Annotated in this window: 25 protein-coding genes; 15 read left to right on the forward strand and 10 right to left on the reverse strand. The window is 45.3% G+C overall.

Annotated features, from left to right (window positions below; all coding sequences use genetic code 11):
• Positions 1-15: 15 nt before the first annotated feature.
• The gene (locus tag IPJ02_09060) at positions 16-759 is read right to left on the reverse strand and encodes a polysaccharide biosynthesis/export family protein (GenBank protein MBK7375688.1); all 744 of its coding nucleotides are present in this window, start codon (positions 757-759) and stop codon (positions 16-18) included.
• 399 nt (positions 760-1,158) lie between these two features.
• Between IPJ02_09060 and IPJ02_09065 the strand changes: the two genes are divergently transcribed.
• Complete coding sequence (locus IPJ02_09065; protein ID MBK7375689.1) at positions 1,159-1,419, forward strand: winged helix-turn-helix transcriptional regulator; 261 nt, start codon at positions 1,159-1,161, stop codon at positions 1,417-1,419.
• A gap of 12 nt (positions 1,420-1,431) precedes the next feature.
• Complete coding sequence (locus IPJ02_09070; GenBank protein MBK7375690.1) at positions 1,432-2,109, forward strand: SdpI family protein; 678 nt, start codon at positions 1,432-1,434, stop codon at positions 2,107-2,109.
• A 103-nt stretch (positions 2,110-2,212) separates the two neighbouring features.
• Here the strand turns inward: IPJ02_09070 and IPJ02_09075 are convergent, their stop codons facing one another.
• The gene (locus tag IPJ02_09075) at positions 2,213-2,659 is read right to left on the reverse strand and encodes a hypothetical protein (protein MBK7375691.1); all 447 of its coding nucleotides are present in this window, start codon (positions 2,657-2,659) and stop codon (positions 2,213-2,215) included.
• Between the two features lie 340 nt (positions 2,660-2,999).
• On the opposite strand from IPJ02_09075, the gene IPJ02_09080 reads away from it, so the two are divergent.
• The 8 genes from IPJ02_09080 to IPJ02_09115 all read left to right on the forward strand — a co-directional run bounded on the left by IPJ02_09080 (position 3,000) and on the right by IPJ02_09115 (position 9,550).
• Complete coding sequence (locus IPJ02_09080; GenBank protein MBK7375692.1) at positions 3,000-3,596, forward strand: DUF479 domain-containing protein; 597 nt, start codon at positions 3,000-3,002, stop codon at positions 3,594-3,596.
• A 24-nt stretch (positions 3,597-3,620) separates the two neighbouring features.
• Positions 3,621-4,184, forward strand: a complete 564-nt coding sequence (locus IPJ02_09085) for a DUF2911 domain-containing protein (GenBank protein MBK7375693.1) — start codon at positions 3,621-3,623, stop codon at positions 4,182-4,184.
• A gap of 12 nt (positions 4,185-4,196) precedes the next feature.
• Entirely contained in the window at positions 4,197-4,853 is a 657-nt protein-coding gene (locus IPJ02_09090; GenBank protein ID MBK7375694.1) for a DUF2911 domain-containing protein, read from the forward strand.
• A 50-nt stretch (positions 4,854-4,903) separates the two neighbouring features.
• Positions 4,904-6,802 carry an asparagine synthase (glutamine-hydrolyzing) gene (asnB, locus tag IPJ02_09095; GenBank protein ID MBK7375695.1) on the forward strand — a complete coding sequence of 633 codons (1,899 nt, stop codon included), beginning with the start codon at positions 4,904-4,906 and terminating at the stop codon, positions 6,800-6,802.
• A 234-nt stretch (positions 6,803-7,036) separates the two neighbouring features.
• Complete coding sequence (locus IPJ02_09100; protein ID MBK7375696.1) at positions 7,037-8,176, forward strand: cystathionine gamma-synthase; 1,140 nt, start codon at positions 7,037-7,039, stop codon at positions 8,174-8,176.
• Positions 8,177-8,179: 3 nt separating this feature from the next.
• Complete coding sequence (locus IPJ02_09105; GenBank protein ID MBK7375697.1) at positions 8,180-8,416, forward strand: hypothetical protein; 237 nt, start codon at positions 8,180-8,182, stop codon at positions 8,414-8,416.
• A 12-nt stretch (positions 8,417-8,428) separates the two neighbouring features.
• A complete protein-coding gene (locus tag IPJ02_09110; protein MBK7375698.1) occupies positions 8,429-9,202 on the forward strand; it encodes a TIGR02757 family protein in 774 nt (257 codons plus the stop codon).
• A gap of 24 nt (positions 9,203-9,226) precedes the next feature.
• On the forward strand, positions 9,227-9,550 hold the full coding sequence (locus tag IPJ02_09115; GenBank protein MBK7375699.1) for a hypothetical protein: 324 nt from the start codon (positions 9,227-9,229) through the stop codon (positions 9,548-9,550).
• A 4-nt stretch (positions 9,551-9,554) separates the two neighbouring features.
• Here the strand turns inward: IPJ02_09115 and IPJ02_09120 are convergent, their stop codons facing one another.
• Positions 9,555-10,262, reverse strand: coding sequence for a sterol desaturase family protein (locus IPJ02_09120; protein MBK7375700.1), 708 nt, complete (start codon positions 10,260-10,262; stop codon positions 9,555-9,557).
• A 99-nt stretch (positions 10,263-10,361) separates the two neighbouring features.
• Here IPJ02_09120 and IPJ02_09125 point away from each other — a divergent pair, with 99 nt between their 5' ends.
• From IPJ02_09125 to IPJ02_09135, 3 genes are read left to right on the forward strand one after another with little or no spacing between them, the layout of a single operon-like run.
• Positions 10,362-11,369 carry a fumarylacetoacetate hydrolase family protein gene (locus tag IPJ02_09125; protein ID MBK7375701.1) on the forward strand — a complete coding sequence of 336 codons (1,008 nt, stop codon included), beginning with the start codon at positions 10,362-10,364 and terminating at the stop codon, positions 11,367-11,369.
• A 27-nt stretch (positions 11,370-11,396) separates the two neighbouring features.
• Complete coding sequence (locus IPJ02_09130; protein MBK7375702.1) at positions 11,397-11,783, forward strand: GxxExxY protein; 387 nt, start codon at positions 11,397-11,399, stop codon at positions 11,781-11,783.
• 31 nt (positions 11,784-11,814) lie between these two features.
• Positions 11,815-12,696, forward strand: coding sequence for a flavin reductase family protein (locus IPJ02_09135; protein MBK7375703.1), 882 nt, complete (start codon positions 11,815-11,817; stop codon positions 12,694-12,696).
• Here the strand turns inward: IPJ02_09135 and IPJ02_09140 are convergent, their stop codons facing one another.
• Positions 12,697-13,389 (reverse strand): DUF4197 domain-containing protein, encoded by a 693-nt coding sequence (locus IPJ02_09140; protein MBK7375704.1) that lies wholly within the window; start codon positions 13,387-13,389, stop codon positions 12,697-12,699.
• A 292-nt stretch (positions 13,390-13,681) separates the two neighbouring features.
• On the opposite strand from IPJ02_09140, the gene lysS reads away from it, so the two are divergent.
• Both lysS and IPJ02_09150 read left to right on the forward strand, forming a co-directional pair.
• Positions 13,682-15,205: a lysine--tRNA ligase gene (gene lysS, locus IPJ02_09145; GenBank protein MBK7375705.1), complete on the forward strand. Its 1,524-nt coding sequence runs from the start codon at positions 13,682-13,684 to the stop codon at positions 15,203-15,205.
• Positions 15,206-15,351: 146 nt separating this feature from the next.
• Entirely contained in the window at positions 15,352-17,502 is a 2,151-nt protein-coding gene (locus IPJ02_09150) for a S9 family peptidase (protein MBK7375706.1), read from the forward strand.
• Positions 17,503-17,562: 60 nt separating this feature from the next.
• On the opposite strand, the gene IPJ02_09155 is transcribed toward IPJ02_09150, so the two are convergent.
• The 6 genes from IPJ02_09155 to IPJ02_09180 form a co-directional block, all read right to left on the reverse strand.
• Complete coding sequence (locus tag IPJ02_09155) at positions 17,563-19,002, reverse strand: hypothetical protein (GenBank protein ID MBK7375707.1); 1,440 nt, start codon at positions 19,000-19,002, stop codon at positions 17,563-17,565.
• Positions 19,003-19,052: 50 nt separating this feature from the next.
• The gene (locus tag IPJ02_09160) at positions 19,053-20,054 is read right to left on the reverse strand and encodes a carbohydrate binding family 9 domain-containing protein (GenBank protein ID MBK7375708.1); all 1,002 of its coding nucleotides are present in this window, start codon (positions 20,052-20,054) and stop codon (positions 19,053-19,055) included.
• 134 nt (positions 20,055-20,188) lie between these two features.
• The gene (locus IPJ02_09165) at positions 20,189-21,007 is read right to left on the reverse strand and encodes an NAD(P)-dependent oxidoreductase (protein ID MBK7375709.1); all 819 of its coding nucleotides are present in this window, start codon (positions 21,005-21,007) and stop codon (positions 20,189-20,191) included.
• A gap of 49 nt (positions 21,008-21,056) precedes the next feature.
• Positions 21,057-22,229 carry a hypothetical protein gene (locus IPJ02_09170; GenBank protein ID MBK7375710.1) on the reverse strand — a complete coding sequence of 391 codons (1,173 nt, stop codon included), beginning with the start codon at positions 22,227-22,229 and terminating at the stop codon, positions 21,057-21,059.
• A 20-nt stretch (positions 22,230-22,249) separates the two neighbouring features.
• Complete coding sequence (locus IPJ02_09175; GenBank protein MBK7375711.1) at positions 22,250-22,660, reverse strand: OsmC family protein; 411 nt, start codon at positions 22,658-22,660, stop codon at positions 22,250-22,252.
• 82 nt (positions 22,661-22,742) lie between these two features.
• A complete protein-coding gene (locus IPJ02_09180; GenBank protein ID MBK7375712.1) occupies positions 22,743-23,096 on the reverse strand; it encodes a Spx/MgsR family RNA polymerase-binding regulatory protein in 354 nt (117 codons plus the stop codon).
• Position 23,097 lies beyond the last annotated feature (1 nt).

A 23,097-nucleotide genomic window follows, 5' to 3' on the forward strand; every position in this document is an offset into this window, starting at 1 on the left:
CATTTGTGCTCCCTGTTATTTTATCACCCTGTCTAATACAAGAATGAGAACAGATATACTGCTGAATATAAGAGGTAATACCTGTTGCGAACGGTTGGTTGTGGCAATCTTCGCTTTGTTGGGTTCCACATAAACCACGTCATTCGGTTTCAGGTAATAATATTCTGAACTTAAGAAATCCGCTGAATTGATATCCAGGTGCCGGGTCATCCTTTTGCCGTCTTCCTCCCGGATCAATAAGATATTATCCCTTTTGCCGTAAATGGTGATATCGCCGGCCAACCCCAACGCCTTTACCAGTGATATCTTTTCACTGGGTACGTTTATTACAGTAGGGTTGGTAACCTCGCCCAATACCGTGACCTCAAAGTTGAGCTGACGTATCTCTACGATCGGGTTCAGCAGCTCCTTTTTTTCCAGGATTATATTGGTTATCTTATCTGTCAGTTGTTTTTTAGTAAGACCGGCAGCCATCACATTCCCTAATTTGGGAAGCTGGATGGTGCCATCATTATTTACCAGGTAACCCTTGGTTGTGTTATCAATACGGTTATACTTAACATCCTCTTCAGGACTAAGACTCGAAACAACTATATTAAGGATATCATTTTTCTGGATAGGAGCTTCAATCGTTCCTAAAACCTGGCGAAATGCAGAATCCTGGGCATTTTGGAAGTATGCGACCTTTTTAGAGGGTGTGCAAGAGGTATAAACCAACAAAAATTGTAAGATAAATATAGTAATATATCTTCCAGCCATAATATCAAATTATAGGTTACTCAATTAAAAAATCTAACAATTTTGGGGAGAAGCCTTTGGATAGGATAGGGAGGTAAGGAGTGTTAAATCAGAAAATCAGTTTTAGTTTCTTTCTAACTATATCCGGGGTAAAAATACTATTAATAATATAATTTCCAAATTAAACTTCCCTTATTTTACCATTGTCTCCTTTTTTTCAAAATAAGATCTTGCCCCAGGCTATTCAATTGCAAGTTGCCGGACTTACTCTTTTCCAAAAAGCTAACCTTTCCCTTCAGGGGTTCAAAGTTGTTGATTTTGTGGCACTTTTTATAATTAAATTTTTCAACATCTGTGGATTAAAGTTTTGAAGTTTGATAAATTATTTAGATATTTGTCTAAATATATAAACCAGGTAGAATGAACATACTCTTCAAGGCATTGAACGACAAGACGAGGAGAGAGATCCTTGAACATTTAAAGAAGGGTGATCTGACAGCGGGTGAGATTGCAAATCTTTTCAGTATCAGCAAACCAAGTATCTCTCACCACCTTGACCTGCTCAAACAGGCAGGGTTGGTTCAGTCCGTTAAAGAAGGACAGTTCATCAAATATTCGCTGAATACCACAGTAATGGATGAGATCATAAAATGGTTTGTGGATTTCAGAACAAAGAACTAAACACTGTAAAATATGAAACGTTCAGCTTTATTTCACATGCTGTTCCCGTTTGTGATGATGTGCATCCCCTGGATCTATCTTGCAATGATCTGGGGAGACCTTCCGGAGATCATCCCAACCCATTTCGGGATCGGCGGAACCCCCGATAAATTTGGAGCAAAGAGTGAATTATTGATCGCCCCGGCGATCCTGTCGGTTGTGGGGATCCTGATGTATTTTATACTCAGGAATATCCATAAGATAGACCCCAAGAAGAAATATTCTGCCACCACTGCCGCTGTGATGGGTAAAATAGCGTTTGTTGTTATCCTTTTCCTTTGCGCTGTAACAATGCTCATCATATACTGGATGGTGAAAGGTAAAGTAGAAGGCTTGCCGGTCTTCTTTTGTGGCCTCGGCCTGTTTTTGGCCTACCTCGGCAACCTGATGCACAGTATAAAACCAAATTACTTTGTGGGGTTCCGCATTCCATGGGCACTGGAAAACGAAGAGAACTGGAGAAAGACACACCAACTGGCAAGTAAGATCTGGTTTGCAGGAGGTTTGCTCCTGGCAGTGATCTCCCTGCTGCTCAGCACCAAAGTTATTATCCCTGTATTTATCAGCAGCATCTTCCTGATGGCGGTGATCCCCGTCGTTTATTCTTTTAATATTTACCGGCTGTCTGACAAACCGGGCAACAAAAAATAGTTTACCAAACAGGGGCCCTTCCAGGTTGGATAAAAACCGACATTCCCAATTTAAAAACCCCCGGATTTTATCCCGGGGGCTCCAAAACCCAAAAACCAACTCTCTATTTTTTTCTTTTACCTTCCACTTCCAGGTCACCATTGCTTAAGCATTTGAGACTAACCGTCTGTTTGCCGTTCCCAACCGTGACATAATACCTGGTCTGTCCTTCATAGGTCAGTTCAATGGCATTCTTTGCCATTTCGTACCCGGTATATTTTTCAGCAATGGCCAGCGAAACATTCAACGGCATCTGTTCCACAGTAATGCCCCTTGATGTACCAACCAATTCGCCGTCTTCGTTGTAAGCGGCATCCACCCTTACATTGTTAAGCAGGAAAGAGGCAAAGTAAAAATCGCTTGTCTTTTCCCAGTTTACATGGCTCGCTTTTGAAAAATCACTTTCAAAGGCTGCTTTTACTTTGGGAGTCACGTTTTCGCCTCCTGTTGCAAAAGCGGTTGCAGCAAACAGCATTACAACCGCTGTTAAGATCATTTTGAACTTTTTCATAACTATACTTTTTATTTGTTTAGAATAACTGCCCATGGCCGGCAGTTTTGATTACACACCAAAAATAGGTGCCCATCAACCGCAGTACAAGCACATCTTTACCGGGTATGTTAAGGAATGTTAATCTCCATACAAACGGTAATCAAGTACCCGGAAGGGTGGCCCTTATTTTTCATAAAACCCAATACCAGCTGGCCATTGCGGTTTTTTCTTAATAATTTACTAAAAGATGATTCCGGACTGTTAAAAAGTGAAAGTGGTATTAACTTTTTATTACCCGGTACAGAAAGGCCGGTAGGGCATCAGCCGCTTTAAACTGATTATCTTTATGCATCCCGTTATGAATTACCTGGCCCACGCATATCTTTCCTTTCAGCAACCAGAGATACTTCTGGGCAACATGATCAGTGATTATATAAAAGGTAAGAACCAGTTCAACTACCCCGTTGCCGTACAAAAAGGTATCCGGCTGCACCGGGCCATTGATGGTTTTACCGATACCCACCCCGCAACACAGGAATTGAAATCGTTTTTCCGGCCACAGTACCGTCTCTATTCAGGTGCATTTTCCGACATCGTATACGACCATTTCCTGGCAACTGACACGGGTGAGTTTGGTTCAGAAACAGACCTGGCCGGATTTGCCGGAAATACCTACCGGCTTCTGGATGCAAGGGCTGATCTCTTTCCGCCCCCGTTTCAAAAAATGTTCCCTTACATGAAAGCGCACGACTGGTTATCCAACTACTGGTTCACCTGGGCCATTGAAAAGAGTTTCGAAGGACTGGTCCGAAGGGCCGTATATCTTACAGAAAGCAGGATCGCTTTTGAAATATTCAACCGGCACTACAATGCCATGCAGCACTGTTATGCTGCTTTTTTTCCTGAACTGAAGAAATTTACCGTACATCAATTCGATGAACTTTTGAAAAACTGATTTGACTATCTTTAAATAAAAAATATGATGCGGTTGTTATTGGCATTCCTGCTTCTTTGTTTTTCTGTCCCCGGTATACATGCGCAGGGTAAACTACCCCCGCTGGACAAATCACCCATGGACATGAGCCATTACCCCAGCAATTATCCCCTGCTTAAGATCCAGGATAAGCTGACAGGGCCCCTTATAGCCCGCATCATTTACAGCAGGCCCCAAAAGGGCGGCCGGTTGATCTTTGGCGACCTGATCGAATACGGTAAGGTCTGGAGGCTGGGTGCCAATGAAGCCACAGAAATTGAATTTTACAAAGACGTCAGGATCAACAACACAAAAATAAAAAAGGGACGATATACCCTGTATTGCATACCCTATGCCGACAAATGGACGATCATTATTAACAAAGAAACGGACACCTGGGGTTCGTTCAGGTATGATGCAAAAAAAGACCTGCTCCGCGTAGACATAGCCTTGCAAAAGCAAACGGAAACAACCGAGGAGTTTGTGATGGCTTTTGAAAAATCATCAACCGGTGATGTGTTGATCATTGCCTGGGAGGATGTAAAACTGAATTTACCGATCGTATTTTAATCCCCTGAAACCATGAATACAAGAAAAGTTTTTTTATCCCTCGGACTGTTTTCCAATATGTTCCTTTTTATCGCCTGCGATCAGCAAAAGAAGAATGTAGAAGATCAAGGTCCCGTTCCCGGACAGATACCGGCAGTTATAAACGACAGCGGATCATTGGGCATTGACAAATCTCCCATGGATATGATCTATTTCCCGGTTGATTACCCCAAAGAAAAGATGATCACTCCGGGTCTTGAAAACCCTTTGGCAAGAGTAATATACAGCAGACCCCAGAAGAACGGCAGGACAATCTTTGCAGATTCATCCACCGCAAAAAACTTTATCCAGCATTACGGGCAGGAGTGGCGGCTGGGTGCCAATGAGGCCACAGAGATCGAATTCTTTAAAGCGGCAACCATACAGGGGAAAAAGATTCCTGCCGGCCGGTATATTTTGTATTGCATCCCTTACAAGGATACGTGGAAGATCATTTTCAACAGCAATCTCTTTAGCTGGGGATTGCACATGGATAAAACCAAAGATATTGCTGAAATTGAACTGTCTGCAGGTAAAAGCAATACCCAGGCAGAGTATTTCACCATGCTGTTCCAGAAAGCTTCTTATGGCTGCGACCTGCTGATGGCCTGGGGCGATGTTAAAGTGACCATGCCCATCGGTTTCAACTGAGCCATGCCTTTCCTGCTCATTCACTCGCTTTTTTTATTGATATTTACACCATGTGTGGTATTGCCGGGATATTATTGAACAAACCCAACAGCGAGGCGCCCGTCTTTTTAAAAAAAATGACAGATGCCCTGGCCCATCGTGGGCCGGATGCAGAAGGTTCCTGGAGCAATGAAAAAAACACGGTTCACCTGGGGCACCGCAGGCTTTCCATAATTGACCTGAGCAACAACGCCGCCCAGCCCATGCCCTATGCGGCCGGACGTTACCACATTGTTCATAATGGAGAAATATACAACTACGCCGGAATAAAGAAGTTTTTACAGAACAAGGGGTACAGCTTCTCTTCCCGGACCGACACCGAAGTGATCGTGGCCGCATACGATTACTGGAAAGAAAGATGCCTGCAGCAATTTGACGGTATGTTCTCCTTTGTGATCTGGGACGAAAAAGAAGAACAGCTTTTTGCAGCCCGGGACCGCTTTGGAGAAAAGCCTTTTTATTACTACGAGGATCATGAGCATTTTATCTTTGCCAGTGAAATGAAGGCCTTATGGAAGACCGGGATCGAAAAGAATATTGACCGGAAAATGCTGCTCAACTACCTTACCCTTGGGCATGTACAGAACTGCGTAGATAAAGAGCAGACTTTTTTTGAATCCGTTTATTCACTCCCGCCCGCACATTATTTAAAAGTTTCACCCGCCGACAGGCAATCAAGAATTAAACGCTATTGGCAGCTTAATAAAGAAACAAGGATAGAGATCTCTGAAACCGATGCTGCAGAAAAATTCACCGAAATATTTGATTCCTCTGTGAAAAAGAGGCTGCGAAGCGATGTGCCTGTTGGAACAAGTTTAAGCGGCGGGCTGGATAGCTCGTCGGTAGCTGCTTCTATAAATCACCTGAACAGGATAAGCCCTGCCGCAGAAGATATTGCCCATATCCTGGGCAACCCCTCCGGAAAGCTGCAAAGCTTTTCTGCAGTTTTCCCGGGTTTTGAAAATGATGAATCTGCCTACATAAACCTGCTGACCGGGAATTTATCCATAAAAAATCATCAAACCCAGCCGGATGCTGCCGGGCTCATCAATGAATTTGAAAAACTATGTTATCACCAGGAAGAGCCTTTTCAGTCTGCCGGCATCTATACACAGTACAAAGTATTTGAACTGGCCAAACAACACGATGTAAAAGTATTGCTTGACGGCCAGGGTGCCGATGAAATACTGGCCGGTTATCCCAGGTATATACATTGGTACCTGCAGGAGGTGCTGAGCAGGCATAAACTGGGTGCATCCCGGAAAGAAAGAAAAGCATTCCTGAAAAATGATCAGCATTTCCCATGGGATATTAAAAATATTTTCGCCGCATTCCTGCCTTCGCATGCAGCCATTCAGCTTGAAAAGAAAGAATACCTTAAAACGATTCACCAGCCGGATATAAGTACTGACCTGATCCGGTCACTGGCGGGGCGGGAGTGGGAAGGCATTCACAAACCCATTGTTACCAAACTCAATGATATCCTGTACTTCAATACCTCCGAAATGGGCCTGGAAGAACTGCTGCGCTTTGCCGACCGGAACAGCATGGCCCATGGCAGGGAAGTAAGGCTTCCCTTCTTAAGCCATGAACTGGTTGAATTTGTTTTTTCACTTCCTTCCCAATTAAAAATGCAGGCTGGCTGGACAAAGTACCTGCTGAGAAAAGCCATGGATAAACGGTTGCCCCCTGAGATCACCTGGAGGAAGAATAAAGTGGGTTTTGAACCGCCGCAAAAATTGTGGATGCAGAATGGCGCCGTTCAGGAATACATCCAGGAATCAAAACGAAAACTGGTAAAGGCCGGTATTCTCAATAAAAAAGCGCTCGATAAAAAGATCGAACCAGCGGCGGCACACGCCGAAAAAAATTACGACTGGCGGTATTTATGTGCCGCACAACTTCTATAAATTGTCGGTAGTGTCCTATTTTGAATATTTTGTGACCTGTCATGCTGAGGAACAGCCTGTCCCGATTCATCGGGAAAGCATCTCAGGTTAAGCAAACGATCCTGATCAGGAGATCCTTCGTTCCCTGCCTACCGGCAGGCAGGCTCAGGATGACAATCATTCAAAATAGGACACTACCAAATTGTCATTCGGTTTTAATTTCTCAACTTTGCTGATAATAAAAAATTTACACCAATGAAGCTTGCTACGAAATTTATTCATGCCGGTGCCGAACCCGACCCCAGCACGGGCGCCATCATGGTCCCCATTTATCAAACCAGCACTTATGTACAGGAAGCCCCGGGAAAGAACAAGGGCTACGAGTATGCCCGTTCCCAAAATCCCACCCGGAAGGCCCTGGAAGATGCCTATGCTAGCATTGAGAATGGCAGGTTTGCCCTGGCATTTGGCAGTGGGGTGGCGGCTACGGACAGTGTAATAAAATTATTGAATCCCGGCGATGAAGTAATTGCCGCCAATGATATGTATGGCGGAACCTACCGGCTGTTCACCAAAGTGTGGGAACGGTATGGCATAAAATTCAGGTATGTGGATACCACGAATGCCGAAAATGTAAAAGCGGCTGTTACGGCTGCTACAAAACTGATCTGGATCGAAACCCCCACCAACCCGCTGATGAACATCACCGATATTGCTGCCATGGCGGCGATAGCAAGATCGGCAAAAGCCCTGCTCTGCGTGGATAATACCTTTGCTTCCCCTTACCTGCAAAATCCCCTGGACCTGGGTGCCGATATTGTCATGCATTCCGCCACCAAGTATTTAAGCGGCCACAGCGATGTGATCCAGGGTGCCCTGATGATGAATGACCCGGAACTGAGGGAAAAATTATATTTCATACAAAAAAGCTGCGGTGCAGTACCGGGTCCGATGGATTGCTTCCTGATCCTGAGGGGGATCAAAACGCTTCACGTACGCATGAAACAGCATTGCGAGAACGGAGAAAGGATTGCCACCTGGCTGCGCAGCCATCCCAAAGTAGCCAGGGTTTACTGGCCGGGCTTTGAAGACAGTGCAGGTTACGCTGTTGCTAAAAAGCAAATGCGTGGCTTTGGCGGCATGATCAGCTTTGAGCTCAAAGATGAAAGCGTGGCTGCGGCAACAAAGGTCCTTTCTTCCACCCACCTGTTTTCGCTGGCTGAAAGCCTCGGTGGTGTTGAATCACTGATCAATCATCCCGCCAGCATGACGCATGCCAGCATACCCAGGGAAGAACGGATCAAAAACGGCTTGTCAGACTCCCTCATCCGGTTAAGTGTAGGCATTGAGGATGCCGACGACCTGGTAGAAGACCTGGAACAGGCAATTGGATAAACAATGAACTATTTTGTTGAAATCATTGGCTGGATCGGTGCCGTACTGATCGTGGGTGCCTACTTCCTGAATATCAACGGCAGGTTGAAAAGCTCTTCGGGTGTTTATATTTTAAGTAACCTGTTCGGCGGCATTTTCTTTACCGTCAACACACTGGTGCACCAGGCATATCCGTCCATGATCGTAAATATCATCTGGGTGTTTATTGCGATCGCTGCCTTATTCAAAAAAAACCGGTAAACCGATGCGTCTGTGAAAGATGATCTCAGGAAATTTTTAGACAGGAAGGTGGAACTGTACAACAAGCCTTCTTTCATCAAAGATGACCCCATTTCCATACCCAGGCAATTCACAAAAAAACAGGATATCGAGATCGCCGGTTTTTTTACCGCCCTGTTTTCCTGGGGTAACCGTACCACCATCATCAATAAATCCAATGAATTGATGCAGCTGATGGGCAATCAACCGTATGCATTCTGCCTCCATCATTCAGATGCGGATCTGAAAAAATTACTTGCGTTCAAACACCGCACATTCAATGCAACCGATCTGTTGTATTTCGTGTCATTCTTCAACATGCATTACAGCAAACAGCCTTCCCTTGAATCGGCCTTTACCCAATGGATGAACAAACGGGATGTAACCGTTGAAAATGCCCTGAACGGGTTCTATCATTATTTCTTCTCTTTACCCGATGTTCCCCCGCGAACCCGGAAACACATAGCAGCGCCTGAAAAGGATTCGTCCTGCAAAAGGCTGAATATGTTCCTCCGATGGATGGTACGCAGGGACAAAGCGGGTGTTGATTTCGGGATCTGGAATGATATCCGTCCCCCGCAACTGGTATGCCCGCTGGATGTTCATGTAGCAAGGGTGGCCCGGCAACTGGGTATTTTGAAAAGAAAGATACCCGACTGGAAGGCTGCATTGGAATTGACCTCTTTTTTGCGTACATTGGATAAGGCCGACCCGGTGAAATACGATTTTGCCCTGTTCGGGACCGGGGTGATGGAAAACAAACGCTGACCTTCCAAAAACAAACAGTTGACCATGGAGAATAATGAACTGATCCGGTTGCTCAATAAAGAGCTGGCGGTTGACCTTGCCGGGAATGCCACATATCATGAGATACACAGTCAACTGGCAGCCTACATCAACCAGTTAATAAAAAATGATTTTGAAAAACTGGTAACCTATCTCTACCGCATTGATGTAAGTGAACAGAAATTAAAATCGCTGCTGAAACAATTCCCCGATGAAGATGCCGGTAATATTATTGCATCGCTCATACTGGAAAGGCAGGAACAGAAATTAAAGACCCGCGAGCAGTTCAGCAGGCAGGGTAATGAGATGGATGAGGAAGAAAAATGGTAATGCCTTATTGCTCCTGTAATTGTTTCTTCGAACTGTTTTTACTGAACATCAGTTCCTGCACTTTTGCTTTGTCCTCTTTTTCTTTTTTCAGGTCGAACATGGTGCCAAACACGTGGTCCCATAACGTAGAGCTTACCCCAAAGCCCATGTGCTCATTCTTATAATGATGCAGGTGATGATTTCGCCATAAGGGCTTCATCCATTTAAAAGGCGGGTTCCAGGCATGAATGGCATAGTGCATGGATCCGTACATAAGATACCCCAGCAAAAATCCCGGGAAAAAAGCAAATGCATTTCCGGGTACCCCCAATAACCAGGCAACGGCATAGGATATACTGAAAAGCGTTGAAGCAATGAGCAAACTTGGCACCGGGGGCATGAACAGCCTTTCCCTGTCACGTGGGTATTCGTGATGATTGCCATGGATAACATAAACGGTCCGCATGGCCCTTTCGCTTTCGGCAATGTAATGAAAAACAAAGCGGTGAATAAAGTACTCGAACAGCGACCAGGCGATCATCCCTCCCAAAAAAAGCAATATGATTCCGGGGATCCCGATCGCTAAACGGGCATGGCTGTGATACAGCATGAACCCGATGATTGGAATATACAAACCCCATATCACCAGCGGATGTGTCTTTGTAAGATATTCCAGGTACTGGTTCTGAAAGATCCTGGCTTGTCCTTTATTATGAATTTTCTCAAACTTCATAGTAAAAAGTTGGATACAAAAATAAATAAAGCAGGTTAAAATTGAACTCCCGATACTGCTTATTTAATAGTTAAATTTGCAACCAACAATTTAACACGAATGAAATTAGTCACTTATTTAAACGACGGCCAGGCCCTGTTGGGAATGGTGGTGGATGATACCATTTATCCCCTGGATACGGTACACAGTGAACTGCCCTCCACCATGTCCATGTTCCTGAATTTTTGGGATGAGTTCATGCCCATGGCAAAAATGGTAGAGCAACGGATCAAGGACGGGATGGTGAGAAATGTTAAGGGAGAACCCTATGCAGGAGCAACGATCCTGGCCCCTGTTCCACACCCGACCAGCTGCCGGGACGGCTATGCCTTTCGCCAGCACGTAGCTGCTGCCAGGCGCAACAGGAAGGTGGACATGATCCCCGAATTTGACCAATACCCCATCTTTTATTTTACCAACCACAACAGCATACAGGGCCCGGGAGACATTGTTTGTATGCCCGATCATTTTAAAAAGCTGGATTTTGAGCTGGAAGCGGCCATTGTTATCTGCAAACCGGGCAGGAATATAAGGGCATCGGAGGCTGACGAATATATTGGCGGCCTGATGATCATGAATGACATGAGTGCCAGGACCCTGCAAATGGAAGAAATGCTGCTGAACCTTGGCCCGGCAAAGGGAAAGGATTTTTGTACGGTTATCGGACCCATGCTGGTAACCCCCGATGAACTGGAGCAATATGAGATCCCCTGCAAGGAAGATCATACCGGCAGATCCTGGAACCTTAAAATGAAATGCTGGGTCAACGGACAACAGGTCAGTGAAGGAAATGTGGGTGATATGGACTGGACCTTTGCTGAAATAATCGAACGATGCAGTTATGGAGTGGACCTTTTCCCCGGCGATGTGATCGGAAGCGGGACGGTTGGTACAGGCTGTTTTCTTGAGCTGAACGGAACCGGGAAATTAAATGACCCAAATTATACCGAACAATGGCTGCAGGAAGGCGATGTGGTGGAAATGGAAATAGATGCCCTGGGAAAACTAAGCAATACCATTGTTAAGGATGAAAGTGATTTTTCAATTTTAGCGCTGAAGAAAGTTTAACCGCAAAGACGCTAAGGCGCAAAGTAAATGACCAGGGAAAAATATAATGAATTGGCTGCACAAATTGTTGATGCATGCTTTCATGTTCATAAAGAATTAGGTCCTGGTTTGTTGGAATCTGCCTATGAATATTCATTGCTAAAAGAGTTTGAGTTAAGAAACATTATTGCCTGTAACCAGGTCCAGGTAAAATTATTTTATAAAGGGCATGATACAGGAAAATACTATGTAATAGATATATTGGTTGAAGGAGAAATAGTGATCGAAATTAAATGTTGTGACACAATACCCCCTGTTTACACAGCCCAGATAATCTCTTATTTAAAATTATCACAAAAGAAGTTAGGTTTTTTGGTTAATTTCCATGTGCCACTTATTAAAGATGGCATCAAGCGATTTGTAAATGATTTTTAAACTTAGCGGCTTTGCGCCTTCGCGGTAAAAAATGACAATCACCTTAAAAGACCTGAAACCCGCCGATGTTCAGAACTACCTGCAGCACGCCATTGCTCCCAGGCCCATCTGTTTTGCTTCTACCGTTGATAAGGCCGGTAATGTAAATCTCAGCCCTTTCAGTTTTTTCAATTTATTCTCTTCCAACCCACCCATTGTTGTTTTCTCCCCGGCAAGAAGGGTAAGGGACAATACCACCAAACATACTTTGCAGAATGTACTGGAAGTGCCTGAGGTTGTAATTAATATGGTAGATTATGATATGGTGCAGCAAACATCACTTGCCAGTTGTGAGTATCCGAAAGGCACCAATGAATTCATCAAAGCCGGTTTTACGGAAGAGAAAGCTACCCTTGTTACCCCGCCAATGGTAAAGGAAAGCAAAGTAAAACTGGAGTGCAGGGTCATAGAAGTTAAACCGCTTGGAACAGAAGGCGGCGCCGGAAACCTGGTGCTCTGTGAAGTGCTTCGCATGCACATAGATGAAAGCATCCTGGATGCGCAGGGGAAGATCGATCAAACCAAACTGCACCATGTGGCCCGGCTTGGCGGCGACTGGTATTGTAAGGTGGATGAAACAAACCTGTTTAAGGTAGCCAAACCGAATACACAACTGGGCATTGGCCTGGATGCCTTACCCGAAAGCATCCGCAGGAGCAACGTACTTACTGCCAACAACCTGGGCCAGCTGGCCAATGTGCATGAAATGCCCTTTGTGGATCCCGCTTTTACAGATGATAAACTCAAAAATATCATCCAGTATTATGCCATCAACCCCGATGATATGGATAAGGAACTGCACCGCTATGCCAAAGAATTACTGGATGCCGGTAAGGTGAACGAGGCCTGGCAGGTATTGCTGGCTGATTATTGATCATAATATTCCGCCAAATACTTTTTTCAACAGGTCCGTTGTTCTTGCCGCAAAATTTGAACGGATATTCTTTTCTTCCTTTGCCACCAGGTCAAACAGGGCATTGGTTGCTTTCATCGTTACATAACCGGTAAGGTCAGGATTTATTTTTTTTACCAGCGGAATGCTGTTGTACTTATTAACCATATCTCCATAATATTTTGTTGCATTTACTTTATCCAGCGAGGATCTAATGACCGGTGTAAAAGCCGCAATCAACTGTTCGGTTGTTTTCTCCCTGAAAAAATGGGTAGCGCTGGTATCGCCGTTCCTTACCAGGCCGATCGCATCCTGGATACTCATGTTCTTAATGGCGTTCGCAAATATGGGTTTGGCATAACCTGCTGCATCTTCTGCCCCACGGTTTATCTGTAAAATGGCTTTATCAACCATACTGCCCAGGCCTATATCCCTCAATGTATTCTCGACCCTGCGGGCATCTTCGGGAATCAGTATTTTATAAAAGGCATCTTTAAAAAACCCGTCTTCTTTATTCAGTTTTAACACAGCCCCCGCAAGTCCCTGGCTCAATGCTTCTTTGATCCCATCAGCCGCTTCCGCTTCGGTGATCCCGGTTGACTGGGGAATTTGCTTTATCACTTCACAGCCGTAAAAAAGAGAACAGATCAGCAGCCCGGTAAATATTCTTTTCATTTTTTTTATTTTACTAAAGGTAAACAAGTTTCCTGCCAAAGTATAAAGTGCAGGAAAACGGTAGTATCCTGTTTTGAATATTTTGTGACCTGTCATGCTGAGGAACGAAGCATCTCAGGTTAAGGAAACGATCCTGATCAGGAGATCCTTCGTTCCCTGCCTACCGGCAGGCAGGCTCAGGATGACAATCATTCAAAACAGGGCACTACCAAGAAAACACACCAGATGGCTGATTGCGATGTATAAAGTATCTTTGCCGCCATTGCCACATGAGGCAGGACCTATAAATACTATGAGCACACAACATTTATCAGAGCAGGAGATCATCCGCAGGGAGAAACTGGCAGAATTGAATAAACTGGGCATTGATGCCTACCCGGCAGCCTTGTACCCGGTTAATATAACATCGGTTGATATAAAAGAGAACTACAAGGGCGACGAGAACAAAGCCGGTTTTGCTGATGTATGCATTGCAGGGAGAATTATGAGTGTTCGTGATATGGGCAAGGCAAATTTTGCCGTGATACAGGACAGTGTGGGTAAAATACAGATCTATATCAAACAGGATGATATCTGCCCCGGTGATGATAAGACCCTGTTTCAAACCGTTTGGAAAAAGTTGCTGGACATTGGCGACATCATCGGCATCAAAGGATATGTGTTCACCACAAAGACAGGTGAGACCTCCATCCACGTAAAGGAATTCACCCTGCTTACCAAAGCATTGCACCCATTACCCATCGTAAAGGAAAAAGACGGCGAAGCCTTTGATGAAGTGACCGATCCTGAATTCCGTTACCGCCAGCGCTATGCCGACTTAATTGTGAACCCTGCTGTAAAAGAGACGTTCATCAAGCGTACCAAAATGGTGAATGCCATGCGTGATTTTTTAAATGAGCGTGGCGCCCTGGAAGTGGATACCCCGGTTTTGCAAAGCATACCCGGCGGCGCTGCAGCAAGGCCGTTCACTACGCATCATAATGCCCTGGACATACCCATGTACCTCCGCATTGCCAATGAACTGTATTTAAAAAGACTGATCGTTGGTGGGTTCGATTGGGTATATGAATTCAGCCGCAACTTCCGCAATGAAGGAATGGACCGTACGCATAACCCCGAATTCACTATTCTTGAATTTTATGTGGCATACAAAGATTATGAGTGGATGATGGAAACAACCGAACAGCTTCTGGAAAGGGCAGCCATGGCAACCAACAGCAAGACCAAAGTAACGGTTGGCGGGAAAGAGATCGACTTCAAAGCGCCGTACAAGCGGGTGACCATGTATGATGCCATTAAAGAACATACCGGTTTTGACATCAGTTCCATGGATGAAGCAGGCATCCGGGATGTGTGCAGGCAACTGCATATTCATACCGATGAGAAGATGGGCAAGGGCAAACTGATCGACGAGATCTTTGGCGCCAAATGCGAAGGCAACTACATACAACCTACGTTTATCACCGACTACCCGGTAGAGATGAGCCCGCTTACCAAAAAGCACCGCAGTAAACCCGGGCTGGTGGAACGTTTTGAACTGATGTGCAACGGCAAGGAAATTGCCAATGCCTACAGCGAGCTGAACGACCCCATTGAGCAGCGGGAACGATTTGAGGAACAGACCAAGCTGATGGAAAGGGGCGACGACGAAGCCATGTTCATTGATTATGATTTTTTACGTGCCCTTGAATACGGGATGCCACCCACCAGCGGCATCGGTTTTGGCATCGACCGCATTGCCATGCTGCTCACCGATCAGCATTCCATACAGGACGTGCTGTTCTTCCCGATGATGCGTCCAGAGAATATGGAATAATTTTTTTTATATTCAGAACAGGCTGCTGTAAAAAAATACAGCAGCCTGTTCTTTTTTTACACTAAATCATATCCGCCCATCAATTTATCCAAAAGTATTCTCCCAAAAAAACTACCTTCCACTTTCAAAAATCAAACAACCAGAACATGATAAAATTCAGAAAACAGGCCGCTGCCCTTGCAGTGGTAATTATTTTCAGCTTTGCTGCACAGGCACAAAAGAAAGACCTGGGAAATGACCAGTATTTCAAAAGTAATTTCAAAGGCATCACACAGACCCTGCCCTCGGTAGCAAGATGGCTGGATGACAGTCACCTTATTTTAAGGCGTGACGGCAAGAATTATGTGATCGACTGCAAGACCGGTACTGAAACAGAAGCCACCGAAGCAGATATGAAAACAGAGGCCAGGCCGGACAAAACAACGGCGTATCTTAAATCGGGCGATGTGTATGCAAAAGTGGCCGGTACCGAGATCCAATTAACGAATGACAAGGGTAAAAAAGCAAACCCCACGCTTAGTCCCGATGGCAACTATGTTGCCTTTACCAAAGACAATGACCTGTATGCTGTAAACATCACTACCAAAAAAGAAACCAGGCTTACCACCGACGGCAGCGAAACCATCCTGAACGGTTATGCAAGCTGGGTATATATGGAAGAGATCCTGGGGCGCCGTTCCCAGTACCGGTCTTTCTGGTGGAGCCCGGACAGCAAACACATTGCTTTTTTCCGGTCGGATGATGCTCCCGTTCCGGTATTCACCATTACAGATGCCAATGGCCTGCACGGGATTGTTGAGAAAGAACGGTATCCAAAAGTAGGCGATCCAAACCCGGAAGTAAAAGTGGGTGTGGTAAAACCGGATGGCGGCAATATCGTATGGGCCGACTTCAACCCGAAAGGCGACCAGTACTTCGGCCTTCCGTACTGGATGCCCGACGGAAGTGCTTTATTGGTGCAATGGATGAACCGCCTGCAGGATAACCTGGTCATTTACGAAGTGAGCACAACCACCGGCGCTAAAAGAGAATTTTATAATGAAAAACAAAAAACATGGATCGACCTGGATGATGCAGGCGAGCGCATCTATTTTATGAAGAATGGTACGGGGTTCATCCTGTTCAATGATGCCAGCGGCTGGAAGCATATGTATTTCCACGACATGAAGGGAAAACTGGTGAATGCCATTACCGCCGGAAAATTCACCGTAACGGACCTGACGTACGTGGACGAGAAAAAAGGCGTTGTTTACTTCACCGCAAGAAGCCTGGAGAACACGGCCCGGAATGATTTCTACCGGGTGAATATCAATGGCAAGAACATGGAGCGGCTTACACTGGGTGAGTATAATAATTCCATCAACCTGTCACCGGATGGTTCTTATTTTGTTACTACATACTCCAACGCCACCACGCCGCCCAGGATGACGCTGATAAGCAATAAAAGAAAGATCATAAAAGAACTCGGTGACAGTAAAGGACCCGAGTTTGATACGTACAACCTGGCCAAAACAGAAATTGTACGTGTAAAAAGCGATGATGGTTTGTATGACCTGCCCATGAAAGTGACCTGGCCGGTAAATATGGATAAAAGTAAAAAGTACCCTGTGCTTATTTCTGTTTACGGCGGACCCAATGCCGGAACCGTAATGGATACCTGGGGCCTGGGCGGCAACCAGCAATGGTATGCCAAAGAGGGCTTGATACAGGTTTCGATGGACCACCGGGCCAGCGGCCATTTTGGTAAAGAAGGGGTGAACTATATGTACCACAACCTGGGCTACTGGGAAATGAAGGATTACAGCACGCTGGTCAAATGGCTGATCGCAAACGGAAGTGCCGATGCTTCAAAGATCTGCATTACCGGGTTTAGTTACGGCGGATACATGAGCTGCTATGCACTCACCTATGCAAGTGATGTTTTCACCCATGGCATGGCGGGTGGCAGTGTTACCGACTGGACATTGTATGACTCTCATTATACCGAGCGTTTCATGGGTACTCAGGCCAACAATGCCGAAGGATATAAGAACAGCTCTGTTTTGACCCATGCAGATAAATACAAGGGTGTACTTCAGATCGTTCACGGTATGATTGATGATAATGTGCATATGCAGAACAGCATCCAGTTCATCAGCAAACTGCAGGACCTGAAAAAAGACTTTGAGTTCATGCCTTACAGCGGCGGACGGCATGGATGGGGTGGAAACAAGGGGGTACATTTCCAGAACCTGAAAACAAAATTCATTTATAAATATTTACTGGAAAAAGAGGCCCCCAAAGAAATGATCAGGTAAGCATTATGGCCTTATAAATAAAACCCCGTTCCTGTAACGGGGTTTTATTTATGGCCTGGTTTATCCTGTTTTCTTTCTGTTTACTTTATTTCTGAACGTAAGGTAATCGAGGAAGTAGATCACCCGTACCGAAAGGCTGTTGAACTGCTGGCCATTGATCGTATTGGTAAGGTTCTTTGCGTAGTTCTTTTCAAACTGGCGGTTGAAACTTTCGCCAATATCTTTCCACACGATGCTGAAGAAACTTCCCTGGGCAAACTGCCAGTTGTACACCATGTCCACGCTTAGGTAATTATAATTCTGCCTTACATTTTGAGTAAAGGGGCTGGTGGGTGTTTTCAGGTCGCCGTATGTATCCAGTTCATAAAACTGCAACGGGTTCACTTTACTCCAGTAATGTCTTGCCCGTAAGGTAAGGCCCATCTTGTTGGTGAAATTGTATTTGATGTTCAGAACATTCTCCACACTGTTCACATTTCTCCGGGAGAAGATAATGGTATCATACAAAGGACCCACTTTACCGGCAAAGCCGGATTGGTTGAGGCTGTTGCTTACATACATAGAACCATCCACAGAGAATTTGCTGTTGAAACGAATCTTTCCAAACAGGTTCAGGTCGTAGTTCTTCCGGTGAAATACCCCCCCTGTTCCTGCATATATGCTTCCGCCCCAGGAAAGTTTTTTTGCATAATTGCTTTCCCACCACAGGTTCACATTTATCCTTCCTTTGTTCTTAAATACGCGGCCATACGCCCTTGGTTCATAAAAATCGTTGCTGGCCGGGCCTCCATTTATATTTGCTCCCACCCACCACAGTTTTTTGGTTTGTGCATTGAAATTGAAGTTGAGACCGGCATTCTGGTACATCATGGATCTGCGGCGAAGGTTATCAATGGGAGAGACAAGCCTGCTGTACCAGAAATTGGTGTTTATCCGCAACTGGTTATACCAGCCTTTGGGTTTGGTCCAGTTATACCCGGCCCAGAAACCCTGGTCCATGGTATTGTTGTTGGTGAAATAACCAAGGTCACTTTTATCATACTTATCATTGTACAGGTCCTGCCACACATTGAAGTTGAACCGGCCACTCGTTTTACCGAAGTAGATGCTGTGGGCATAGCCGGTTGTATTCTTCCCGTCCCGGCCAAGTATGTTGCTGAAACTGACATTGCCGCCTACATTCCAGGTGTTCTTTTTATCGTTCAGGTCAAAAAGGGCAGAGGTTACGTTTGCATCATATGCATCGCCGCTGCGCCATACATTTGTGTTCACCAGAGAAATGCTGCTGTTGTGTTTCAGGGTCTGGTCCAGAACAAAAACATTGTAATTGGTCAATGGCATGCTTTCTTCTTTACGGGTGGCATCGGTAACCTTATCCCTGAATTTTGTGTATTGCCGCTGTGTGATGGCATTCAGAACACCCACGCCCAATCCCTTTTGGGTACGGCCGCTTATCTTGGTTGCATTCAATATCTTGGCCTGTGCCGGGTCTTCCACCACGGTTTCGGATGGTTGTGCTGAATTCCATTTCCGGTACCTCGATTCAATACCTATCCGCCTGCTGTAAAAAGATTGCCTTTGTTGAAAAGTTCTGTACCCTCTGTAAAGAAAGCCCGGTTCTCGTTGAACTTTTGCTCAAACGGGGTAAGGTTTAAAATACGGTTGTCGGATTGAACCTGTCCAAAGTCGGGTATCAGGGTCATATCGAGTGTAAATGCCTGGTTGAGTCCGTACTTAACATCCATACCCCCATTAATGGTGGAAGAATTTTTCTTAACGCCGGCAGCAGCGGTACCATCATGATTCAGGTAGGTAGAGAAGTAGGGAGAGAATTGTAACCGCATCGGTGGCTTAATGTCTTCCAGCCCTTTGTAAAAACCTTCCTGTGTTAAAAACCCATTTGTATTCGGATCGATGGATTGCCAGAATAACTGCTGGCCGCTTTTTTGCCTGCGGCGCACAATATTCAATCCCCAATCCTGTATTTTTTTCTTCCCGAACCGGATGGCAGAGTAGGGAATGAACATTTCAAAACTCCAGCCATCGCTTTGAAGCTTGGAAGCGCTTTGCCAAACAGCATTCCAGCTGAAATCTTCACTGTTGCCATTCATATTGGGTGATACTTTCGCATCCATCTGTTCTCCCAGCGGGGTAACGAAATATTCAAACCCATTCAGTTTATCCTTATAGGTATCGAAGATCACTCCCACAAAATCATTGTTGCCAAACCCATCCCGGCCGGTCAGCTCGGCTGCGATGCTGTCCTTGTTCTTTTCATGTAAATACCCGCCAACATAAATGCCTTCGTTGTTATACACGAAGTATACCTGTGTGGCATTATCCGGGTTTTCGGGTTTAAAAGGCTCCGGCCTGAGCATGGTAAATTTATCCGCCACCGGGGCATCTTTCCAGGCAGCATCATCTAAAATTCCGTCCAGCTTAATGGGGGTTTGAATACGTTTGGCAGGCAGGATCCTTTTCTCAGTTTGGCTGTAGGCCGATGCAGTAATAAGCGCACAAAAGCATAATGCTTTCAGTTTAAAGGAAATCATGGCTATACTTTATTGGTTTGCGAATGCATCATTCATGGCGTAATGATGCAGATACGAATTTAAACGTACACGCCCCAACAAAAGTTACCGCTCATCAAAGAAAAAGGCATTTAGGAATTTATTAACATGCGAGGTTACATAAACAGGTCGTTATACAACCGGCCCCCGGGCACCACGGAATATTTATCAAGATCGGTGATCCCTTCTGCTGCCAGTACAGCTTCATCAATAAAACTGTTGCCGGTGCAGGAAGTTGAAGGCTTTGTTAAAATATAATAAGCTGCATCGGCCATGATCTCGGGGATACGGCTCATCTTCATGAGCATTTCTCCCCCCAACAGGTTATTTACGGCAGCGGTGGCGATGGTGGTACGTGGCCAGAGGCTGTTGGCTGCAATATTGTATTTTTTCAGTTCAGCAGATAAGCCGAGGGCGATCATGGTCATATCGTATTTGCTGATGGTGTACGCCAGGTGTTTTTCAAACCACTTCAGGTCCATGTTTATCGGTGGAGACAGATTCAGGATATGGGCATTGGTTCCTTTTTTAAGATGCGGGATACATGCCCGGCTCATCATAAATGTTCCCCGCACATTAATATCATACATCAGGTCAAACCGTTTGGGTTCCGTTTGCTCGGTGGGCAGCAAATTGATCGCCGAGGCATTGTTCACCAGTATATCAATGCCACCAAACCGTTCAACGGCTTTATCAACTGCATTTTGAACCTGGTCTTCAAACCGGATATCGCACTGAACGGCCAGCGCCTTTCCCCCGGCAGCTTCCATCTCTGCTGCGGCAGAAAAGATAGTGCCCCCCAGTTTGGGATTTTCTTCCACGCTTTTTGAAGCGATGACAATATTGGCTCCTTCCTTTGCCAAACGAAGGCCCATAGCTTTACCTATTCCACGGGAAGCCCCGGTGATGATGACTGTTTTATCTTTAAATGACATGGTGATCGTTTTTTCAAATGTAGCTAAAAACACCGGTTGACACCCGGTACTATTTCCATTCGCCGGCCAATGAAGAATATCCCTTAATTAAAAATGTATAATTGCTTAACCTGTTTCCAGCCCGTTCCATGGGCCGCCTGGTATAGATCGCCAGGGAACCTCCAAGTCCGTTATCATTTATTCCTCCGCCCAGCCGGAAACTCTGTCTGAAAAATTTAACCAGGGCAACGTCCTGCAGGCTGATACTGGACAATGAAAAGTCGGTATCGAGGTATTCATCCACATAAATATCAACGGTTTCATTCCGGTAGGTTAAAAAAGGTTGCCCATTCCCGGCATTGATCTTCTGTTCAAGGCCCGGGATCTTGAAAGTAAGATAGGTAAACAGGTCAGGGAATTTCAATGGCTCGTCTGAATCCAGGAAGTCGAATACATGGTTTTCTCCTCCGCCAAACAATCCGTTGACATACTTATTGCTGTATTCATCAATGGCCTTTTTGGTCTTTGCTTTTACGATGACCTCTTTCATCAGTGGTGGAGCGTTCATATCGCTCATGCTGAACGAATATGAATTTTTCAGTTTTGGGCTTATGCTGTCAGCGATCCCGACCGTTATCCACTCTGTTTCTGTTGTCCCGGGTATGAACAGGGAGTCAACAGGCGTCTCAATGGCAACCCGCAGTTTGTTTTCCTTTTTTTTCTGGCTTTGAACCGGGGAGAAGCTGAATAAAACGGAATCGGTGAAGAAAAGATTTTCTATTTTAAAGTAACCCCCGGGTTGCAGATCAGCACCATCAATAACAGGCACCCTGTTCGGAGCCCGGGCAACGTAATTGACCGATGTATCCTGCTTAGCGGCATTCAATACTTTTCCCTTTACAGTAAGAAACTGGTTCTGCAGCAGAAAATTAAAAGCATACGTACCCTTTGGAATGCTGTCGGATATTTTCAGGCTGATGGTACACCGCCCTTTTAAAAAGGGATAGCGGTATTTCCAGCGCTGCCCGGTTTTTACATTGTCGATCCACAAATGCAGTGTTTGTGCAGGCGGGTTGTTCCGGTAGGGTTCTGTATAAACTTCTATATCAATACTGTCGCCCTGTACGAAATTCTGCCTGTCGAAAATAACCACCAGTGTATCTGATCCCGATGCCTTTACATACAGGGAAGACAATACAAGCAACAGTATTGAAATTGTTATTATGGATCCTGTTTTCTTCATCCGTTAACGGATTGACCACCTTATTGAAGGGTGGCTTCGTGTGTGATATTGGATCTGAGTGTTTTTGAAATGGGGCAATTGGCCTTGGCATCCGCCACGGCTGCTTCAAACTGTTCGCTACTGATACCCGGTACTTTTGCAGAGACCGTTAAGTGTGATCCGGTGATGGCACCGTCTGCCAGGGTCACCTCACAACGGGTGTTGATCTCTTCCGGTGTAAAACCTGCTGCACCCAGTACAAAGCTCAGCTTCATGCTGAAGCAACCGGCATGTGCGGCTGCCACCAGTTCTTCCGGATTGGTACCGATGCCATTTTCAAACCGGCTGCTGTAGGAATACTGTGTTTTACTCAATACAGAGCTTTGTGTTGTCAGGTGCCCGTTACCTTCTTTTCCGGAGCCGTTCCATACGGCAGTTGCGTTTCGTTTCATGTTGTTTATTTGCCCCAGATCCGCCAGTTGGCGGAGTTTAACTTTTAAACGTCCGGGGTCTTGTTTAATGGTGATTATAAATTTATTTAAAGATCTTATTGTATTGCTCTTCCTTAAAACCCACGACCAGGTCATTCCCATGCTCCATGACCGGTCTTTTAATGATGCTGGTATTTTCCATCATGATCTTTATGGCTGCCTGCTGGCTGGTTGCTTTTACCTGTTCACCCGCCGGCAGTTCTTTCCAGGTAGTACTTCTTTTATTGAAGATAATATCCAGTCCTGCCTTCCTGCACCAATCTTCCAGTTTATTCCTGCTTATGCCTTCCTGCTTATAATCATGAAAGGAAAAAGGGATCTTGTTCTTATTGAGCCAGGCCATTGCTTTCTTCGTGGTATCACAATTCGGGATCCCGTAGATGATCACTGCTTCCATT

Source organism: Chitinophagaceae bacterium, from assembly GCA_016710165.1.
Taxonomy (GTDB): domain Bacteria; phylum Bacteroidota; class Bacteroidia; order Chitinophagales; family Chitinophagaceae; genus Ferruginibacter.

Coding starts and splice junctions, on each gene's coding strand:
- IPJ02_09065 (MBK7375689.1), top strand. CDS start 1,159: ATGAACATACTCTTCAAGGCATTGAACGACAAGACGAGGAGAGAGATC.
- IPJ02_09080 (MBK7375692.1), top strand. CDS start 3,000: ATGAATTACCTGGCCCACGCATATCTTTCCTTTCAGCAACCAGAGATA.
- IPJ02_09060 (MBK7375688.1), bottom strand. CDS start 759: ATGGCTGGAAGATATATTACTATATTTATCTTACAATTTTTGTTGGTT.
- lysS (MBK7375705.1), top strand. CDS start 13,682: ATGAGCACACAACATTTATCAGAGCAGGAGATCATCCGCAGGGAGAAA.
- IPJ02_09115 (MBK7375699.1), top strand. CDS start 9,227: ATGGAGAATAATGAACTGATCCGGTTGCTCAATAAAGAGCTGGCGGTT.
- asnB (MBK7375695.1), top strand. CDS start 4,904: ATGTGTGGTATTGCCGGGATATTATTGAACAAACCCAACAGCGAGGCG.
- IPJ02_09180 (MBK7375712.1), bottom strand. CDS start 23,096: ATGGAAGCAGTGATCATCTACGGGATCCCGAATTGTGATACCACGAAG.
- IPJ02_09130 (MBK7375702.1), top strand. CDS start 11,397: ATGACCAGGGAAAAATATAATGAATTGGCTGCACAAATTGTTGATGCA.
- IPJ02_09150 (MBK7375706.1), top strand. CDS start 15,352: ATGATAAAATTCAGAAAACAGGCCGCTGCCCTTGCAGTGGTAATTATT.
- IPJ02_09105 (MBK7375697.1), top strand. CDS start 8,180: ATGAACTATTTTGTTGAAATCATTGGCTGGATCGGTGCCGTACTGATC.
- IPJ02_09120 (MBK7375700.1), bottom strand. CDS start 10,262: ATGAAGTTTGAGAAAATTCATAATAAAGGACAAGCCAGGATCTTTCAG.
- IPJ02_09175 (MBK7375711.1), bottom strand. CDS start 22,660: ATGAAACGAAACGCAACTGCCGTATGGAACGGCTCCGGAAAAGAAGGT.
- IPJ02_09170 (MBK7375710.1), bottom strand. CDS start 22,229: ATGAAGAAAACAGGATCCATAATAACAATTTCAATACTGTTGCTTGTA.
- IPJ02_09135 (MBK7375703.1), top strand. CDS start 11,815: ATGACAATCACCTTAAAAGACCTGAAACCCGCCGATGTTCAGAACTAC.
- IPJ02_09140 (MBK7375704.1), bottom strand. CDS start 13,389: ATGAAAAGAATATTTACCGGGCTGCTGATCTGTTCTCTTTTTTACGGC.
- IPJ02_09100 (MBK7375696.1), top strand. CDS start 7,037: ATGAAGCTTGCTACGAAATTTATTCATGCCGGTGCCGAACCCGACCCC.
- IPJ02_09070 (MBK7375690.1), top strand. CDS start 1,432: ATGAAACGTTCAGCTTTATTTCACATGCTGTTCCCGTTTGTGATGATG.
- IPJ02_09090 (MBK7375694.1), top strand. CDS start 4,197: ATGAATACAAGAAAAGTTTTTTTATCCCTCGGACTGTTTTCCAATATG.
- IPJ02_09165 (MBK7375709.1), bottom strand. CDS start 21,007: ATGTCATTTAAAGATAAAACAGTCATCATCACCGGGGCTTCCCGTGGA.
- IPJ02_09125 (MBK7375701.1), top strand. CDS start 10,362: ATGAAATTAGTCACTTATTTAAACGACGGCCAGGCCCTGTTGGGAATG.
- IPJ02_09075 (MBK7375691.1), bottom strand. CDS start 2,659: ATGAAAAAGTTCAAAATGATCTTAACAGCGGTTGTAATGCTGTTTGCT.
- IPJ02_09085 (MBK7375693.1), top strand. CDS start 3,621: ATGATGCGGTTGTTATTGGCATTCCTGCTTCTTTGTTTTTCTGTCCCC.
- IPJ02_09160 (MBK7375708.1), bottom strand. CDS start 20,054: ATGATTTCCTTTAAACTGAAAGCATTATGCTTTTGTGCGCTTATTACT.